13 protein-coding genes are annotated in these 17,582 nt (G+C 58.3%); 5 read left to right on the top strand and 8 right to left on the bottom strand.

The features are described 5' to 3' along the window. Positions 1 to 347: 347 nt before the first annotated feature. Together AWB81_RS33840 and AWB81_RS33835 are read right to left on the bottom strand one after the other, a co-directional pair. On the bottom strand, positions 348 to 719 hold the full coding sequence (locus AWB81_RS33840; protein WP_062641759.1) for a YciI family protein: 372 nt from the start codon (positions 717 to 719) through the stop codon (positions 348 to 350). Positions 720 to 1,025: 306 nt separating this feature from the next. Beyond that, entirely contained in the window at positions 1,026 to 1,988 is a 963-nt protein-coding gene (locus AWB81_RS33835) for a LysR family transcriptional regulator (protein WP_062641757.1), read from the bottom strand. 119 nt (positions 1,989 to 2,107) lie between these two features. On the opposite strand from AWB81_RS33835, the gene AWB81_RS33830 reads away from it, so the two are divergent. The 3 genes from AWB81_RS33830 to AWB81_RS33820 all read left to right on the top strand — a co-directional run bounded on the left by AWB81_RS33830 (position 2,108) and on the right by AWB81_RS33820 (position 7,176). After that, positions 2,108 to 3,274: a mandelate racemase/muconate lactonizing enzyme family protein gene (locus tag AWB81_RS33830; RefSeq protein ID WP_062641755.1), complete on the top strand. Its 1,167-nt coding sequence runs from the start codon at positions 2,108 to 2,110 to the stop codon at positions 3,272 to 3,274. Positions 3,275 to 3,433: 159 nt separating this feature from the next. Continuing rightward, entirely contained in the window at positions 3,434 to 4,789 is a 1,356-nt protein-coding gene (dctA, locus tag AWB81_RS33825) for a C4-dicarboxylate transporter DctA (RefSeq protein ID WP_062641753.1), read from the top strand. A gap of 74 nt (positions 4,790 to 4,863) precedes the next feature. Further along, a complete protein-coding gene (locus AWB81_RS33820; RefSeq protein WP_062641751.1) occupies positions 4,864 to 7,176 on the top strand; it encodes an NADP-dependent malic enzyme in 2,313 nt (770 codons plus the stop codon). A 935-nt stretch (positions 7,177 to 8,111) separates the two neighbouring features. Here AWB81_RS33820 and maiA read toward each other — a convergent pair. From maiA to AWB81_RS33795, 5 genes are all read right to left on the bottom strand, one after another. Further along, entirely contained in the window at positions 8,112 to 8,756 is a 645-nt protein-coding gene (gene maiA / locus AWB81_RS33815) for a maleylacetoacetate isomerase (protein WP_062641749.1), read from the bottom strand. Beyond that, on the bottom strand, positions 8,753 to 10,132 hold the full coding sequence (fahA, locus tag AWB81_RS33810; protein ID WP_062641747.1) for a fumarylacetoacetase: 1,380 nt from the start codon (positions 10,130 to 10,132) through the stop codon (positions 8,753 to 8,755). Before fahA ends, maiA begins: the two co-directional genes overlap by 4 nt. Next, complete coding sequence (gene hmgA / locus AWB81_RS33805) at positions 10,129 to 11,541, bottom strand: homogentisate 1,2-dioxygenase (protein WP_235026047.1); 1,413 nt, start codon at positions 11,539 to 11,541, stop codon at positions 10,129 to 10,131. Before hmgA ends, fahA begins: the two co-directional genes overlap by 4 nt. Before the next feature lie 71 nt (positions 11,542 to 11,612). Beyond that, positions 11,613 to 12,569 carry an MBL fold metallo-hydrolase gene (locus tag AWB81_RS33800; RefSeq protein WP_062641745.1) on the bottom strand — a complete coding sequence of 319 codons (957 nt, stop codon included), beginning with the start codon at positions 12,567 to 12,569 and terminating at the stop codon, positions 11,613 to 11,615. Between the two features lie 295 nt (positions 12,570 to 12,864). Then, a complete protein-coding gene (locus tag AWB81_RS33795) occupies positions 12,865 to 13,671 on the bottom strand; it encodes an IclR family transcriptional regulator (RefSeq protein WP_062641743.1) in 807 nt (268 codons plus the stop codon). Positions 13,672 to 13,770: 99 nt separating this feature from the next. Here AWB81_RS33795 and AWB81_RS33790 point away from each other — a divergent pair, with 99 nt between their 5' ends. Then, the gene (locus tag AWB81_RS33790; protein ID WP_062641741.1) at positions 13,771 to 14,604 is read left to right on the top strand and encodes an IclR family transcriptional regulator; all 834 of its coding nucleotides are present in this window, start codon (positions 13,771 to 13,773) and stop codon (positions 14,602 to 14,604) included. Here the strand turns inward: AWB81_RS33790 and AWB81_RS33785 are convergent. Further along, on the bottom strand, positions 14,601 to 15,731 hold the full coding sequence (locus AWB81_RS33785; RefSeq protein WP_235026046.1) for an MFS transporter: 1,131 nt from the start codon (positions 15,729 to 15,731) through the stop codon (positions 14,601 to 14,603). The two genes, AWB81_RS33790 and AWB81_RS33785, sit on opposite strands and share 4 nt — an antisense overlap. A gap of 374 nt (positions 15,732 to 16,105) precedes the next feature. On the opposite strand from AWB81_RS33785, the gene AWB81_RS33780 reads away from it, so the two are divergent. Then, positions 16,106 to 17,449, top strand: coding sequence for an MFS transporter (locus tag AWB81_RS33780; RefSeq protein WP_062641737.1), 1,344 nt, complete (start codon positions 16,106 to 16,108; stop codon positions 17,447 to 17,449). Positions 17,450 to 17,582 lie beyond the last annotated feature (133 nt).

Here is a 17,582-nt window from a genome sequence, read left to right as displayed (position 1 = left end):
AGACCAACGCAAAGCAATCCGACTCATCCCCATCGTGATCACCTTCGTTATAATTCTCTGACCGCGCAACACCAACTTCCATACTGATCACGTTCACCGAAACGGCTGATCACCATCGCCGAAATCCGCAGACGCAGCAGTCAGCATTGGGACGTTCGGGAGGCGAAGCGCAAACTACGTGATGAAAATTCTCGCTCGACATGCGGTCCCGCGGTGACTTGTCGAATGGCGGAAACCGGGGCCAGCAGCGGACATCGCCGCGATGATTCGCGATGACTCCCGACACAGTGAAGGTGTCTGTGATGAAAGGAACGCCCAGCGCCTTCTTGAGACAGGCGTCCAAATCCTCATTGCGCCAGATAGAAATCCAAGGGAATAAGCTCCACGGCCCATCCGCCTTCTTCGCCCAGTGTGGCAGCCGGGTGCATGGACGCGATGCGTAACGCCTCGTCAGGGCTGTCCGCCTCGATGATGAATACGCCGCCCACGACTTCCTTCGACTCGGTGTAAGGCCCATCGATGATGCGCGTCTCTCCAGTGCTCGGGCGGAGCGTCCTCCATTTGTCCAGATCGCCAAGGGAGGCGGAAATCAGAACCTTGCCGGTAGCGCGCATCTTCTCATCCAATGCCGGGCACTGGCTCACCAATTCCTTGATTTCGTCGGGCGCCATCGCGGCGAGTTTTTTGGGGGAGAAGTAGGCCAGGCCGAGGTATTTCATGGGAGATCCTTCGAATGGGGTTCACTGACGACGAATCTGATGATCGGAAATCGACAATGCCTTAGCTGGTTTGTAGCGGGTCGCGCCAGTCTGTCCGCTTTGGGTCCCCTCGTGCCCGACGTAGACAGATGGATGGGGAGAGACTTCAAGATTCGAGGGGACCGGTTCGGCCATGAATGGTCTTTTGCTGGACTCTTTTGGTGCCACCTGCGCGGCGCCTAATCCTATGAAAGGAGTCATCCGTCAGGATCAAGATGCTGCGGCCATCGCGATCGCCCGCCTGTACCGACATTAGGCATTCAAGACCTACTTGCGCAGACTCCGCTTTCTCCGTTCACGCGGTTCGGTACCCGTATCGACGGGGGTGAACGGCGCTTGGAATCGACCCACCAAGAAATCAATGAAGGCGCGCGCACGAGCAGTCTGATTTCTTTGTCGCGGGTAGTAAACAAACAGGTCGGCAGAGGGGAGAACCGTGTTCGGCAAAACGAGGCTGAGCCGACCGCTCTGCACATACTTTGCAAGATCCCATTCCGAGCGAATCAGTATTCCGTGTCCTTCCAATGCCCAGCGCAGCACGATATCACCGTCGTTGCTTGATAGCGCGCCTTTTACTTTGATCGCCTCGGTGTGGTCGTTCACGATGTAACGCCACACCCCATAAGCATCCTCGTTCTGTCGGTGGATGATGCATCGATGCTCAGACAAGTCTTCAACCCGCTCGGGTGTGCCGTGCTTTTCCAGATATTTTGGCGAGGCGCACAGAAAACGGCGATTACTCATGATGCGTCGTGCGCTCAGACGAGTGTCGGGTAATTCACCAAATCTGATCGCCATATCAAAGGCGCCCTCCACGAGATCAACGGGGCGATCTGTCACTTCAAACTGAACTTCGACGCCAGGAAAGCGCTTGGCGAATTCCGACACCAGCGGCGCGATCGTTGTGCGGCCGAATCCAAGCGTCGCATTAATGCGCAACAGACCTTGCGGGTCTCCCTTCGTCCCGGAAATCGCCTCTTCCATCTCGCGGACTTGCCCGACGATCTGCGAGGCGTATCGCAGGTAGGTCTCGCCTTCGGGCGTAAGACTCACGCTCCGAGTGGTCCGATTCACCAGACGAACCCCTAGCCGCTGCTCAATGACGCCGAGTCGCTTGGTCGCAGCGGGCGGGGACAGATCGAGTGCCCGCGCCGCACCCGACATACTTTTAAGCTTCGCCAGAAGAATGAAGAACTCGAAATCGGTAGCGGTTTGAGTTTCAGTATTCACTGGACTTGAAAAGTGTTGTGAACGGAAGTGTAGTTTAGCAGCGTTTTTCACAGTTAAGCTACGTTCCATATTGCAGCCGAGGGGGTCGCAATATGCTTCCAAAACTCAGGAGACAAGCCATGAGAATCGTTGAAATCCGCGAAAAGACCGTTCCGATCAGTTCCCCGATCCGCAATGCCTATATTGACTTCAGCAAGATGACGCTGAGTCTCGTCGCGGTCGTCACCGACGTGATCCGCGACGGCAAGCCGGTGATCGGCTACGGCTTCAATTCGAACGGCCGCTACGGCCAGGGCAAGCTGATGCGCGAACGCTTCATTCCGCGTCTGCTCGAAGCCGATCCTGCCTCCCTCGTCAACGATGCCGGCGACAATCTCGACCCGCACAAGATCTGGGCGACGATGTTCACCAACGAAAAGCCCGGCGGTCACGGGGAGCGGTCGGTCGCGATCGGCACGATAGACATGGCCGTGTGGGATGCCGTCGCGAAGATCGAAGGCAAGCCGCTGTTTCAACTGCTTGCAGATCGCTACGGCAACGGCACGCCCGACCGCAAGATCTTCGTGTATGCCGCAGGCGGCTATTACTATCCGGGCCAGGATCACGGCAAGCTGAAAGATGAGATGCGCAGCTACATCGACCGGGGCTATACGGTCGTGAAGAAGAAGATTGGCGGCGCCTCGCTCGATGAAGACCTGCGCCGCATCGATTCGATCCTGAGCGTGCTCGGCGACGGCCAGAAGCTCGCGGTGGATGCCAACGGCCGCTTCGATCTCGATACCGCCATTCAATACGCAAAGGCGCTCTCGCAATACGACCTGTTCTGGTACGAGGAACCGGGCGACCCGCTCGACTACGAGCTGCAGGCCACGCTGCGCAACTACTACGACAAGCCGATGGCAACCGGCGAAGACCTCTTTTCTATGCAGGACGCCCGCAATCTGATCCGCTACGGCGGCATGCGCGCCGATCGCGACTGGCTGCAATTCGATTGCGCGCTGAGCTATGGCCTCGTCGAATATCTGCGCACGCTCGACATGCTGCATGAGCACGGCTGGTCGCGGAAGCGCTGCATTCCGCATGGCGGCCATCAGATGTCGCTGAACATCGCAGCTGGGCTCGGCCTCGGCGGCAACGAATCGTATCCGGACCTGTTCCAGCCCTACGGCGGCTTCCCCGATGGCGTGAAGGTCGACGGCGGCTACATCACCATGCCGGACCTGCCCGGCATCGGCTTCGAAGGCAAGGCCGATCTCTTCGCCGAGATGCAAAAGCTGTCCTCATAAGCCTTAGATAGGCAACGCGCCGATACACCCCTTCGGCGCTGCGTTCATACAACAACAAAAGAACGCAGGCGAATTCCTTTCGTGCATACCGCAGCGGACTACCCCGCTGTGGGCGCTCGTCTGGACTTCATTAAAAGACGCCAGGCATAGGAGACAGTCATGCTGGTATCAATCAGGAAATCGCTTTCCAAGCTCTACGTTCAGGTTCTCATCGGCATCATCGCCGGGATTTTACTCGGGCATTTCTATCCCGATATTGGCTCGCAACTTAAGCCACTCGGCGACCTTTTCATCAAACTGATCCGGATGCTGCTGGCACCGATTATCTTCGCATCCGTCGTAGTTGGCATAGCCCGCATGAGCGATCTTCATGAGGCTGGTCGCGTCGGTGTGAAGGCGGTGCTGTATTTCGAAATCGCATCGACTATCGCGCTTCTGGTGGGTCTCGTGGTCGTGAACGTATTCAAGCCCGGCAGCGGCATGAACATCGATCCCGCGCACATCGACAGTTCAGCGATTGCGACCTATACGCAGGCGGCAAAGCAGCACGGCACGCTCGACTTCCTGATGAGCATCGTGCCGAACAGCATTGTCGGCGCGTTTGCGAACGGCGAGATCTTGCCGATTATCTTCTTTTCGCTGTTGCTTGCCATTGCACTCGCCAAACTGGGCCCGCGTACGGCGCCCTTTGTCGACATGCTTGATATGTTCCTACAAGGCATGTTTGGCATAGTTCGAATCGTAATGTACGTTGCACCAATCGGCGCGTTCGGCGGGATGGCCTTCACCATCGCCAAATACGGGATCGGTACGCTGGCTTCTTTTGGCCAACTGATGTTGTGTTTGTATCTGACATCGATCTTCTTCGTGGTGGTCGTGCTCGGCATCGTCATGCATCTGTGCGGGTTGTCGTTGTTCAAGTATCTGCGCTACATCAAAGACGAAATCTTCATCACCCTGGGCACGGCTTCGACAGAAGCAGTGTTGCCGCAAATGCTCATCAAGATGGAGAGGATGGGTTGCTCCCGACCGGTCGTCGGAATGGTTTTGCCTACCGGCTATACCTTCAACGCTGACGGGACGGCGATCTATCTGACCATGGCGGCGATGTTCATCGCACAGGCTATGAATGTGCATTTGACAATCTGGGACCAGTTGCTCGTGCTAGGCGTGCTCTTACTGACTTCAAAGGGTTCCGCTGGTGTGGCAGGCGCAGGATTCGTCGCGTTGGCTGCGACTCTGGCGTCGATGCACAAGATTCCCGTTGAAGGTTTAGTGCTTCTGCTCGGCGTGGACCGCTTTCTTAATGAGGCCCGCGCCGTGACGAACCTGATTGGGAATGGTGTGGCAACGGTTGTGGTAGCTCGATGGGAAGGGGCCCTGGATATGAACGTTGCGCGTGCGATGCTCAATCGTCAAGGCGATACAAGCATCGATGCGTTGGAACCGATCGGACCGCTCGCAGCTGAGCCGATGACAGGCAACAAGCCAGTCGTGCGACCGAACGTCCACTAAATCGCTCGTGTTCCGCTCGCGTTAGGTCGCGAGCGGAACGGCCTGCGCGTCAACCCTTTCCAAGAATTGATGACATGACAAAGCAATCTGAAACCACAAGCTTTCGGCAAGCCGCTCTCGATTACCATGAGTTTCCGACGCCCGGGAAGCTGGCGATCACCCCGACGAAGCAGATGATCAACCAGCGAGATCTCTCGCTGGCCTACTCTCCGGGCGTCGCCTTCGCATGTGAGGAAATCGTCGAAAACCCGCTAAATGCCGCGCGCTTCACGGCTCGCAGCAACCTCGTCGGCGTGGTCACGAATGGGACGGCGGTGCTGGGGCTGGGTAACATTGGGCCGCTTGCATCGAAGCCAGTAATGGAAGGCAAAGCGGTGTTGTTCAAGAAATTCGCAGGCATCGACGTGTTCGACATCGAGCTCAACGAGTCGGATCCACATAAGCTGGTGGACGTAATTGCTGCGCTTGAGCCAACCTTCGGCGGGATCAATCTGGAAGACATCAAGGCGCCGGATTGCTTTATCGTCGAGCGTGAATGCCGCAAGCGCATGAAGATTCCCGTGTTCCACGACGACCAGCATGGCACGGCTATCGTCGTCGCGGCGGCGATCATCAACGGCCTGAAGGTCGTGGGCAAGAACATCAAGGAAGTGAAACTGGTGGCATCGGGTGCAGGTGCTGCGGCGCTCGCGTGTCTTGACCTTCTCGTCGACGTTGGCTTGCCGCTAGAGAACATTTTGGTAGCCGATCTTGCCGGGGTGGTCTACAAGGGCCGGACTGAACTCATGGATCCAGACAAGGAGCGCTTCGCCCGCGACACCAGCGCACGCACGCTTGCTGAAGTGATTGAAGGCGCGGACGTCTTCCTAGGCTTGTCTGCCGGTGGGGTGCTCAAGCAAGACATGGTCAAGCAGATGGCCGTGAAGCCGCTGATCCTGGCGCTCGCGAATCCGACGCCGGAAATCCTTCCGGAACTCGCGCTCGAAGTGCGTCCGGATGCAATCCTCGCTACGGGGCGGGCCGACTTTCCGAACCAGGTGAACAACGTCCTGGTGTTCCCGTTCCTGTTCCGGGGCGCGCTGGACGCTGGCGCAACGACGGTGACGAGGGAAATGGAAATTGCCGCCGTCAATGCACTGGCGGAACTGGCACGCCAGGAACAGAGCGATATCGTCGCGACGGCTTACGGTATTCGGGATCTTTCCTTCGGCCCGGAGTATCTCATTCCGAAACCATTCGATCCACGCCTTATCGTCAAGCTCGCGCCTGCGGTCGCGAAAGCGGCCATGGATTCTGGCGTCGCCGAGCGTCCGATCGAGGACATGGAGGCCTATAAGCAGCATTTGCAGCAGTTCGTGTATCAAAGCGGCACGACCATGAAGCCGATCTTTCAGATCGCGCGTGGTGTAGAGCCCGCGAAAAAACGAATCGTGTTTGCGGAAGGCGAGGAAGAGCGGGTGCTGCGCGCTGTTCAGATCGTCGTCGATGAGAAGCTTGCCACGCCCATCTTGATTGGCCGTCCGAGCGTGATCGAGCAACGGATTGCACGCTACGGTCTGCGTCTCTCCGCGGGTCAGGACTATACGGTCGTGAATACCGATCACGACGAGCGTTATCGCGACTTCTGGCAAGAGTATTACAAGATGATGTCCCGCAAGGGCATCACGCCCCAGATGGCAAAGTTGGAGATGCGCCGCCGCACCACTCTTATCGGCGCGATGCTGGTAAAACGGGGTGAGGCGGACGGCATGATCTGCGGCATGGTGAGCACGACACACCGGCATCTGCACTTTATCGATCAGGTGATCGGCAAGAAGAAAGGGTGCAACGTCTACGCAGCGATGAACGCGCTGGTTCTGCCGGGTCGGCAGATTTTCCTCGTCGATACACACGTGAACGTCGATCCGACGGCTGAAGAACTGGCCGCGATCACGATCATGGCGGCTGAAGAAGTGCGCCGTTTTGGTGTCGAGCCGAAGGTCGCGCTGGTGTCGCACTCGAATTTCGGCACGAGCAACGCACCATCGGCGCAGAAGATGCGCGATGTGCTGGCGATCCTGCGCCAATGCGCGCCTCAGTTGCAGGTCGATGGGGAAATGCATGGCGGCCTCGCACTCGATCACAAGCTACGCCGCGAAGCAATGCCGGATTCGACGCTAGAGGGCGACGCGAACCTTTTGGTGCTGCCTAACATCGACGCGGCCAATATCTCGTACAACCTGCTTAAAGCAGCGGCAGGCAACAACGTCGCCATCGGATCGATCCTGCTCGGCGCGGCGCTGCCCGTACATGTACTCCCTCCGTCGGCAACGGTGCGTCGAATCGTCAATATGACGGCGTTGCTGGTGGCCGACGCGACCGCTGTGTTGAAGGAGGCGACTCCTTGAGTGCCGTCGGAGTGCTAGTTCGGTTTCAAACTGGCTCGCGTTGGTGATGCTCCGATATCGACACCCCTAAGACCCTCGATCTCGCAGGCAACTGATGCTTTAGGGACGAGGGTCGATTCACTTCGGCTCGGCGGCTACTGCGGAAGTAATGCGGATCGTCAAGGTCAGTGTCGTGGTCGAAGGTTTGAGGATGGCCCGTGGAAGACGCTCAATACGGGTCGCACTTTGAGCGCTGCGGGTGCACGACACAATTGCGGTCCAAGGATTAGGCCATGAGTAGGAAAAAGACAGGCAGGTTGGGTTCTCCGACTGCGCGCGCTGCCTCTGATGCGAAGCGCATGAAGCTTCCTATAGAGCAGACCATCGCCACGAGATATCGTTGCACTATCACCTTACCTGGAAGTCATGCGCAGCGGATTGGGAGCGAGTATCACGTGGGAAGCATAGCCCGAGCCGGGCCCTGCGCCTGTCGCAGATTTGCTGCCAAGGCGGGCGAACTGGGTTGTTTCATGAGGCGAAGAAGTCCAAGTCAGCCATCGCCGCCAAGCGGGGAACTAACGGCGCACCGAATCGATTCTGCAGAAAGGTTGCCAGCAACAGCTTTTTGAACGACCGTTTCACCGCTGTAAGCGGTCTCCACTGTCGCGAGAGTTCGAGCGAGTTCAGGGTCGGGGAAGGCTATTCATGAACTTGCACGGCCTCTCGTGTCCCCGCGGAAACACGAGCAGCTGCACGACGTCGATGCAGGCGACGCTGCTTGTCGCAGAGCAGCGGGACCGACCCGTGGATGCCCGTGGTGAGCGATTGACATAACGCCGTCTTCTCAACCGGAAATCAAAATCAGTCATCCAGAAGCTGCACCCGTGAAAACTCTCGTTATAACAGTGCGTTTTTTGGGGAAAAAAACGAGCTAATCTGCTGGCTGCCTGAACCTACTACTCCGCGTCTGGCTGATTCGCGGGTTGCGCCATTTTGAAAGCTTCCAACTTCATCGCGTTGTCGGCAAGGCAAACGACAGTCGGATAGTCATCGAGCGGTATGTTGAATCGTCGCGCGTTCCAGACCTGCGGAACCAGGCAGATGTCGGCAAGGGTCGGCGTTCCACCGCATACGAACTCTCCAACGCGCCGTTCGTCCTCCAGTCGGGACTCCAGCGCACCGAACCCGACATCCACCCAGTGCCGATACCATTCCGTTTTCTGCTCCTCTGTGACGCCAAGGCTGTTCTTCAGATACTGAAGCACACGCAGATTGTTCACTGGGTGGATTTCACACGCTACCTGCAGCGCCACCGACCGCACGTAAGCACGGTCCACCGCGTCGGAAGGAAGCAAGGGCGGCTCTGGATGAAGCTCATTCAGGTATTCGACAATCGCGAGCGATTGCGTGAGCACGTGCGGCCCGTCCTCGAGCGTCGGGACGAGGCTATCCGGATTAACCGAACGATACACGGAGGACAGTTGCTGGCCACCCCCCTTGACCAGATGAACCGCGGCATACTCGTAAGGCAGTCCCTTTAGTGCCAGGGCGATGCGCACACGATATGACGCGGAGCTGCGAAAGTAGCTATACAGCTTCATACAACGGGGTCCGCGTCGGCCGTCTCAAGCGCAGGCAGAATTTCGCCGACACAAGCGCCGAATCCCACCCGATAGCCGTCGCCCTGGCACCATCCACGCAGCGTGAGTTCATCGCCATCTTCGATGAAGCCGCGGACTTCGCCGTTGCCGACATCGAGCGGCTTCTGGCCATTCCAGGTCAGCTCAAGAAGGCTTCCGAAGGTGCCAACGCCAGGTTGACCGGCAGACTCAGGTCCGCTGACCGTTCCCGAGCCCATCAAATCGCCGACGCGAGTGTTGCAACCGCCCGAGGTGTGATGAGCCAGTTGCTGCGCCATCGTCCAGTACATGTACTTGAAGTTCGTCCGGGCAATTGTCTTGGCCGAGTCAGCTGACTTTGGCTTGAGCAAGACCTCAAGTTCAAGGTCTACGCCGGCGCGAGACGCGCCAAACAAGTAGCCGAGCGGCTCAGGTTCCTGCGCAGGTTGTTCGACGCGGAATGGCGAAAGCGCGTCCATCGTCACGACCCACGGCGATATGGTCGTGGCAAAGCCCTTCGAGTTGAACGGTCCCAGCGGTTGATACTCCCACTGCTGGATGTCGCGCGCACTCCAATCATTGAGGAGCACCATCCCGAAAATATTGCCGTCGGCGTCCTTTGCCTGAACAGGTGTGCCCAGGGCATTTCCAACACCAACAAAGAAGCCGGTTTCGAGTTCGATGTCGAGCTTGCGCGAAGGTCCGTATGTCGGGCGGGCATCATCAGGCGCCTTCCGCTGTCCGTTCGGACGACGCACAGGCGTGCCGCTGACGACGACCGATGATGCACGGCCGTTGTATCCGATGGGAATCTCAAGCCAATTCGGCATGAGGGCGTTCTCCGGGTCTCTGAACATGCAGCCGACATTCGTTGCGTGTTCGCGAGACGAGTAGAAGTCCGTGTAGCCTGGAATCTCGAACGGCAGGTGCATCGTCGCGTCGCTCTGCCGTACCATGGCACGCTCACGAAGTTCGACGTTGTCGCGCAACGTACCCCCACCTGTGGACAGCAATGCGGACAGTTGGCTGCGGAGGCTTCGCCAGACCGGACGACCCAAGGCCACGAAATCGTTAAGCCGCTTCTGCCGAAAGACGCTTTTCGGATTGCCGTCGTCGTCGACCGCCGTGTAGGGGACCGAGATGGCGCGAGATGCTTCGAGCGCAGCCAAGTCGACAATCCAATCACCGATAGCGACACCAACGCGGCGAACGTCGGAGCCGCCGCCATTGAAGATGCCGAACGGAAGGTTCTGGATAGGGAAATCCGTCTTGGCGTCGTTCGCAGATTCCACCCAGCTTTTGAGGCTCGCCCGTGTAGTCTGGAGTACGACGTCGTCCTCACCTGTGCTTGCATTCATGACTTCACTTCCGGGTTGAATCGATTCGTGAGACCTTGCCAGCATTCAAAATACTCGTTCTGAAGCTGGGAGGTTTCGAGGGCAAACTGCGTCGGCTTGATGAGCGTGCGAGTCTCAAACATGAACGCCATCGTGGAGTCGACCTTGACTGGCGTCGAAGTGTTCGAGAACGACGCTTTGTCGAACGTGCCCGCGTCCGGGCCATGCCCCGACATGCAGTTGTGCAGGCTCGCGCCACCAGGCTCGAAGCCTTCTGCCTTTGCGTCATACTCGCCATGAATCAGGCCCATGAACTCGCTAGCTACGTTGCGATGGAACCAGGGAGGACGGAACGTGTCTTCGCCAACTAGCCAGCGCGGCGGGAAGATGGCGAAGTCGATGGTATCCACGCCCGGCGTGTCGCTCACCGACTGAAGCACCAGAAATATGGAGGGGTCCGGATGGTCAAAGCTGATGGAGCCGATGGTGTTAAAGAGCCGCAAGTCGTATTTGTACGGCGCGTAGTTGCCGTGCCACGCCACAACGTCAAGCGGCGAATGCCCGATGTCTGCTCGCCACAGATTGCCGTTCAGCTTGGCGACCAGCTCGAAGTTACCTTCGCGAACCTCGTAAGCTGCGAGAGGCGTCAGAAAATCGCGAGGGTTAGCCAGACCGTTGGACCCAATCGGACCGAGGTCGGGAAGACGGAGAAGCGCGCCGAAGTTTTCGCAGATGTAGCCACGCGCCTGGCCATCCGGCAACTCCACTCTGAAGCGAGTGCCGCGCGGAATGACTGCAATTTCTTGCGGCTCGACGTCGAGCAGGCCCAGTTCGGTGGCGATGCTCAGACGACCTGCCTGCGGAACAATCAGCAGTTCGCCGTCGGCGCTGTAGAAGAAGCGGTCCGACATCGACTGATTGCATGCATACAGATGGATGGCGCAGCCAGTCATCGATTCAGCTGAGCCGTTGCCCGCCATCGTGACCAATCCATCGATGAAGTCGGTCGGCTTGGTCGGAACCGGGAGCGGGTCCCAGCGCAACTGGTTAGGCGGTGTAGGCGGAACGTTCGAGAAGTCGGCGACGAGCTTTTTGCCCTCAATGAGCGTGAATGGCTTATGCACTGCAGCCGGCCGCACTCGATAGAGCCATGCGCGCCGATTGTGCGAGCGTGGTGCCGTAAAAGCAGTGCCGGATAGCTGCTCAGCGTAGAGGCCGTACGGCGCGCGCTGCGGGGAATTGCGACCAACGGGAAGCGCGCCTGGCAGCGCTTCCGTGGCGAATTCGCTACCGAAGCCTGACTGATAGCCGGACGGATGGGCCGAATGAGCAGAGTCCAGCGGTGCGCGCTTGAGCTGAGCGTTAGGCAACGCGCTGCTCGACCTGGCCGGCTCGAATTGCGATGATGCTTCTTGGGTCGAATGTTCCACCATGTGGCTCCGAGACTGAATTCCTGGCAGGCCGGACGGCCAAGACCGCGTGACCGTCCGAACCGGAAGCGTTACCCTTCGAGCGTTTCCCACATTTCCTTGTCGCGCTGAGCCGTCCAGATACGCGGGTCGGGGTACTGGGTGGCCTCATCGAACGCACGCGTCACGTCAAACGGCATGCAGTGGTCGAAGATGACCCAGTCGCCGAACTTGGGCTTGAGCGTGGCGAAAGTGTCTTTGTAAATCGCGTTGAGGTCCTTGCCTTCGCTCGCGCCCGACTTCACCTTCGCGTAGAGCTCGCTGACAAAAGCGCGCGTTCCTGCCAGACCGTCTGCCACTTCTTGCGGGGTCTTGAGAGCCGCACCGCGACCCGGAACCAGCTTCTCGGGCTTGAGCGCTGCAATCGCGTCGAGCGTTGCCGGCCAATCCTGGAAATAGGCGTCACCGGCGTACGGTGTAGCGCCATACTCGACCAGGTCACCGGAGAGCAGCGTCTTCTCTTCCGGCAGCCAGACAACCGTGTCGCCCTTCGTGTGACCACGACCCAGTTGCAGGATTTGCACTTCGAGCTTGCCCATCCAGAGGGTCATCTTCTTCTGGAACGTGAGGGTCGGCCACGTCAGACCAGGGACCGATTCGACCGCATTGAAGAGTCGGGGAAAGCGCTCAATCTCGCTCTTCATGTCTTGCTCACCACGCTCGACAATCAGGTCGTACGTGTCTTGACTCGCGATGATTTGCTCGGCGTTGTACGCCGACGCGCCGAGGACGCGCACCGCGTGATAGTGCGTCAGCAGAACATACTTGATGGGCTTGTCCGTCACTTCGCGGATGCGGCGAATGACGTCTTGAGCCATAACCGGCGTGGCCTGCGTGTCGGCAACGAGGACCGCATCGTCGCCGATGATGATGCCGGTGTTGGGGTCGCCCTCGGCGGTGTAGGCATAAGCATGCTCGGAGAGCTGCTCGAACGTGACCTTCTTCTCTTCAGTGTCAGCATGAGATGCGAACTTCTTCACGGACGTCATGGCAAAGACCTCGATAGCATTGATGTTAGGCGAACCGCGTGCGGTGAGTACCTGTGCGGTATGTACGAAATTATACATTTGCGAGATGTATCGCATATAGATAATTTCCCTTAGTTTGGAAGTCGATGCGTGTGGTGCAGTTTTGTCAGACGGAAGGCAGCAGTCGCAAGTGGAGTGCGCGCGACTATTCGAGAGGTGGACGCGAGCGCGCCTCAGCCGTCAGCCGCCGCGATTTAGGGGAGGGAGGGAAAGAAAAACCGGGCAGCGAGCGAATGAGCCGCCGCCCAGGGAGGTGCTAGGCTTTGTCGGTGGTGGCCGAGTAGCCGAGTCGATATGAGAGGTCGTGGGCAGTCTGGCGGAGGGTCTGAGCGAGCCCGCCATCCCAGCGGGTATCGAACGTGCCGGCGGGCCCCACGAGCGTCATGGCCAGGGCTATCGTGCCATTGAACAAGAAGACCGGCGCCGCGATTGCGTTCACGCCCGGAAGCGGATGACCGGACGTGCGGGTCATGCCGTCTTCGCGAATCTTCGCGTATTGCTTGAAAAGCTCCTGCTTTTCTGCCGTCTTCAGAGTGGTCGCTCCGCTGAGCCGCATACCCTCGTCCGCCAACGCCTTCTGCACCAGCTGCTCCGGCATGTAGGCGCCGAACAGTCGGCCCGTGGCAGTGTTGACGAGCGACATGATAGTGCCGACCCGCAGCGTGAGGTGCAACGGATATGAGGGGTCTTCTTGCCGGACTACGACCGGTCCGTTCGGGCCCCATGTAGTAAGGAAGACACTCTGACCCGTCTTCGAGGCCAACGCGAGTACGTCGGACTCGGCCTCGCGCAGTGGATTCAGACGTTGCAGACCGTACATTCCGAGCCGCAATGCCAAGGAGCCAGGCGCATAATCTCCCGACGGTTCGACTCGCTGCACCAGTTGGAGCTTGATGAGGCTGACTAGGTAAGGAAAGAGCTTCGCAGGCGGCATCCCCGTCACGCGCGCGATTTCCTTCAGCGGCATCGGAGCGTCGGCCTGCGTCAGAGCGAGCAGAATTTCGCTGCCGACCTCGACAGACTGGATTCCCCTCTGTGCCTTTTCAGTGCTTTCGGTGTCCATTTCGTATTGGAAGTGTGTTTGGGTCCGGTCCGAGCGCGTTAGCTGTGGGAACCGGTAAAATTAGCGAATCGTACGTACATTCGTGCAACAGAGGAATGCATGGTAACCAAGCAGCAGGCGAAAGAAAATCCGGAAGGCTACGCATCGGGTGCCCGGAAGGAGCAGCGTGGTATCCAGAGCATGGAAGTCGGTGGTCGTTTCCTTCAATATCTGGCGGACGCAGGTGAGCCGGTGACGCTTGCCGACCTTAGCGCGCGTAGCGGCATCCCAACGAATCAGGTCTTCACTTATATGGTGAGTCTGCTTCGCACCGGGCTGGTCAAGCGCGACCCCGTCACCTCGAAGTACGAGCCGGGCCCCCTGTCGCTGCGCTTGGGCCTGCACGCGCTGCGTCTGGTGCCCGCGGTGCGTAAAGCGATGGAACCCGCGCTCCAGCTCGCGACGCGGACTGAACAGAGCGTGCTGCTGGCGACATGGGGCGACTTGGGTCCCACTGTCCTTCAAAGCATTGAGCCGGCAGCGTCGTTGCACGCGGGCGTTCACGTCGGCACCGTTATGTCGTTGGCACATTCAACAACGGGTCGCGTCTTCGCCGCGTACAAGGAGGCCGAGTTTGAGGACCGCCTCAAGGCGGATCTCGGTTCCCAGCGACCGGAGGGTGAGAACATTACGCAGGCCCAGTTTCGAGACATCCTCGCTGATATCAGGAAACGCGGCCTTGCGCGAGGCGAAGGGATGCCGATTCCGGGCATCAACAGCATCAGTGCTCCCGTTTTCGACAGTAACAAGGAAATCGTTCTAGTCCTCACGCTGTTTGGTGTTGCGGGCAACTTCGATGTTTCTTGGAAAGGCACGCTTGCATCCAGCCTGCTCGAGACAACCCGATTTTTGACCGAGCAAAACGCCGGCAATGCCGAGCCGGCCGTCGTTTAGGGCGACGCCCGTCCCTGCGCCAAGCCGACGCGGACCGCCTGGCGAGATACAAGCAAAGCAAACGCGAACGCCAGCACCAGCAGACCTGCGGCGCAGCCGAGAAAGACTGGCGCAGCGGAAAATCGGTCGATGAACCACGCCGCGCAAAAAATGCCTATCGATTGGCCGAAAAACAAAAAACACGAAAAAAGCGATACGGCTGTGCCGCGCATGCTGGGCGCCATTTGCGTAGCGTGCGTCTGCAACGTGTTGTGTAACGCATAAAAGCTGAAGCCCGCCAGAAGGCAGGCTGGCATGGCGACCCACCAGCTGTGAGCGAGCGCGAGCGCGCCGTACGCGATAGCCAATCCGGTGCCTCCAACTCGAACAAGGTTCGCCTCACCGAGTCGATTGACCAGTATCCGCGCTCCCCGACTGTAAGCTAGGCCGCCGACTCCGTACAAGGCAACAACCGCGCCAGCTTTCGATATTGGGAGTTCGAAGCTGGTGTGCAGGTAGCTCGGAACGAAAGAGAGCGCGCTAAAAGCGAATGCGCCTTCGATAAGGGTGATGAGCAACACAATTCTCGCCCAAGGCACCGCAAAAACCTGAAAAACGCGAGCCGCGAACCGTCCGTCGCTCGGTTTCTCCGAAATTTGCCGCGCGCCGGCACTCATCAGCACCATCACCCCAGTAAACAACGAAATCGTAGAGAGCGCTGCGAATGGCACCCGCCAGCCGAGCTTTTCGGCCAAGAGCGCGCCGAGCCACTGACCGGCAATCATCCCAAAGACTGTTGCACCGAGCAGCCGCGCCAAAACTTCCTGGCGACGCTCGTATGCAACTGTGTCGCCGATCCAAGCCATGGTAAGGGGCACGATTCCCGCAGCTGCCGCACCCGACAGAACACGCGCTGCCACCAAATGGTTCATGTGAACAGAGAGCGCGGCGCCCAAATTGCCCACCGTGCATGCGAGCGTCGAGAAGGCAATCACCCGCGGCTTGCCGAACTTGTCTCCCAGCGGACCGAAGATGAGCTGCATACCACCATAGGCAAGTGCAAACGCAGAAATGGCTTGGGCAGCATGCGAGGTCGACACTCCGAACGCTGTCTCCAGCGAGGGGAGGACAGAGTCACACACCCTCATTGACGCCATGCTCAGAAAGCAGCATGTGCTTAAAAGCCACAACACCCTATTGGACAAGGCTCTCTCCACTGGTCACGAAAAGCGACCATTGAGTTATATTTAGGCGCTTTAGTTTGCACATGTTTAACACGCTAACCGATTGGAGCAGCGGTGCGAATCGGGGGTTTACCCCCGGTTCAAAGTCCAAAGAGAACTCTTTGAGGCAGGGCAGAGCGTCGAGTAGGTAGAAACCTGAATTATATATATACGAAGTTGGACGTTAATATGTAATCCAACGACGGGCACTTCAGGACGTCGCGTCAAGAGGGTCAGTCCTGCACACCGGCACTTTGGCCGGTCGACTGACCAGGAAAACAACCGCACCGGAGTTTCTGATGACAACGCGAAGTTCTGTTCGCACGGGTCCCGCCCCAACGAGTTCGGCTCCGGTCGATACAACGGACGATGCTCTATTTCGCAAGGTGTCACTGCGAATCATCCCGTTTTTGTTCCTTTGTTATGTGGTCGCCATTCTCGACCGGAACAACATCGGCTTTGCGCAGTTGCAGATGAAGCATGACCTGTCGTTGACCGACGCGGCCTACAGCTTGGGTGCCGTGTTCTTCTTCATCGGCTACGTCCTGTTTGAAGTCCCGAGTAACATGCTCCTCCATAAGTTCGGTGCGAGGAAGACTTTCGCCCGAATCATGTTCTTGTGGGGTTCGGTGTCGGTCTTGATGGTCGTCGTGTCCAGTACGACGCAGTTCTATACGCTGCGCTTTCTGCTTGGGGTATTTGAAGCGGGCTTCTTCCCAGGCATCGTTTTTTACTTAACCTACTGGTTTCCGGCCCGGCGCCGCGCTGGAGCGCTCTCGATTTTCTACGCAGGCGTCGCGATTGCAGGCGTGCTCGGCGGACTCGTGTCCGGATGGATTATGCGCGGCATGGATGGCGTGTACGGCATCCACGGCTGGCAATGGATGTTGGCCATTGAAGGTGCACCTGCTGTCATCCTCGGCATCGTCGCCTTCTTCTATCTGAAGGACAATCCGTCTGTCGCTTCGTGGCTTAGCGCCGGCGAGAAGCGTCGGCTTTCTGAGATCCTTGCGTTCGATTCGAAGCCGAGCGAACACAGCCACTCGTTCCTTGCTGCCTTGAGCAACAAGTATGTGTATATCTTCTCCTTCGTGTACTTCTGTCTGACCTCGGCAATGCTGCTCCTGCTGTTCTGGATGCCGACTATGATTAAGGAATTCGGCATCACGGACATCGTCCAAATAAGTCTGTACTCGGCGATTCCGAATGCCATCGGTGCGGTGGGTGTTATCGTGATTGCTCGCAACTCGGACCGACGCAATGAGCGCAAGTGGCACTTCGTGCTGTGTGGTGCCGGCGCCGCAGTCGCGCTCTCGCTGCTGACGGCTCACGGCATCGGATTCACCGTGTCCATGGCTTTGCTCACCGCAGCGGCTGTATGTGTGTATGCCGCACATCCTATCTTCTGGTCGGTGCCGGCATCCTTCTTCCGCGGCCCGAACGCCGCCGCCAGCATCGCGCTTGTCAGCAGTATCGGTGTCTCGAGCGGCACTATCACACCTTATTTGATTGGCCTTATCAAAACGTACACCGGTAGCATGAACAACGCCTTCTACTTCATCGCGGCACTCCTCGTGATCGCCTGCGTTTCGATGACATACGCGCTGCGCCACGAACGTTTGGCGCAGCCTCAAGTCAAGTAGCGAGGTAGCAGCGAATAAGCGGGCGTCTCAGAATCGAGAGCCCGCTTTATTCTTTTGGTTCGTCAGTAAAAACTGTGGGTCGACGGAGGCTCGGGTAGTTTTCCAAGTGCATGATAAAGCGCGATTTCTGTCG

This window comes from Caballeronia arationis (genome assembly GCF_001544975.2).
In the GTDB taxonomy this organism is placed as follows: Bacteria; Pseudomonadota; Gammaproteobacteria; order Burkholderiales; family Burkholderiaceae; genus Caballeronia; species Caballeronia arationis.
Note: the sequence above shows the minus strand (reverse complement) of the source record. Positions and strands in the feature narration are given on the sequence as shown.

Excerpts from the sequence above, each read along its gene's own strand:
- AWB81_RS33840 (WP_062641759.1), bottom strand. The coding sequence starts at position 719 with ATGAAATACCTCGGCCTGGCCTACTTCTCCCCCAAAAAACTCGCCGCG.
- AWB81_RS33830 (WP_062641755.1), top strand. The coding sequence starts at position 2,108 with ATGAGAATCGTTGAAATCCGCGAAAAGACCGTTCCGATCAGTTCCCCG.
- dctA (WP_062641753.1), top strand. The coding sequence starts at position 3,434 with ATGCTGGTATCAATCAGGAAATCGCTTTCCAAGCTCTACGTTCAGGTT.
- AWB81_RS33820 (WP_062641751.1), top strand. The coding sequence starts at position 4,864 with ATGACAAAGCAATCTGAAACCACAAGCTTTCGGCAAGCCGCTCTCGAT.
- maiA (WP_062641749.1), bottom strand. The coding sequence starts at position 8,756 with ATGAAGCTGTATAGCTACTTTCGCAGCTCCGCGTCATATCGTGTGCGC.
- fahA (WP_062641747.1), bottom strand. The coding sequence starts at position 10,132 with ATGAATGCAAGCACAGGTGAGGACGACGTCGTACTCCAGACTACACGG.
- AWB81_RS33800 (WP_062641745.1), bottom strand. The coding sequence starts at position 12,569 with ATGACGTCCGTGAAGAAGTTCGCATCTCATGCTGACACTGAAGAGAAG.
- AWB81_RS33795 (WP_062641743.1), bottom strand. The coding sequence starts at position 13,671 with ATGGACACCGAAAGCACTGAAAAGGCACAGAGGGGAATCCAGTCTGTC.
- AWB81_RS33790 (WP_062641741.1), top strand. The coding sequence starts at position 13,771 with ATGGTAACCAAGCAGCAGGCGAAAGAAAATCCGGAAGGCTACGCATCG.
- AWB81_RS33785 (WP_235026046.1), bottom strand. The coding sequence starts at position 15,731 with ATGAGGGTGTGTGACTCTGTCCTCCCCTCGCTGGAGACAGCGTTCGGA.
- AWB81_RS33780 (WP_062641737.1), top strand. The coding sequence starts at position 16,106 with ATGACAACGCGAAGTTCTGTTCGCACGGGTCCCGCCCCAACGAGTTCG.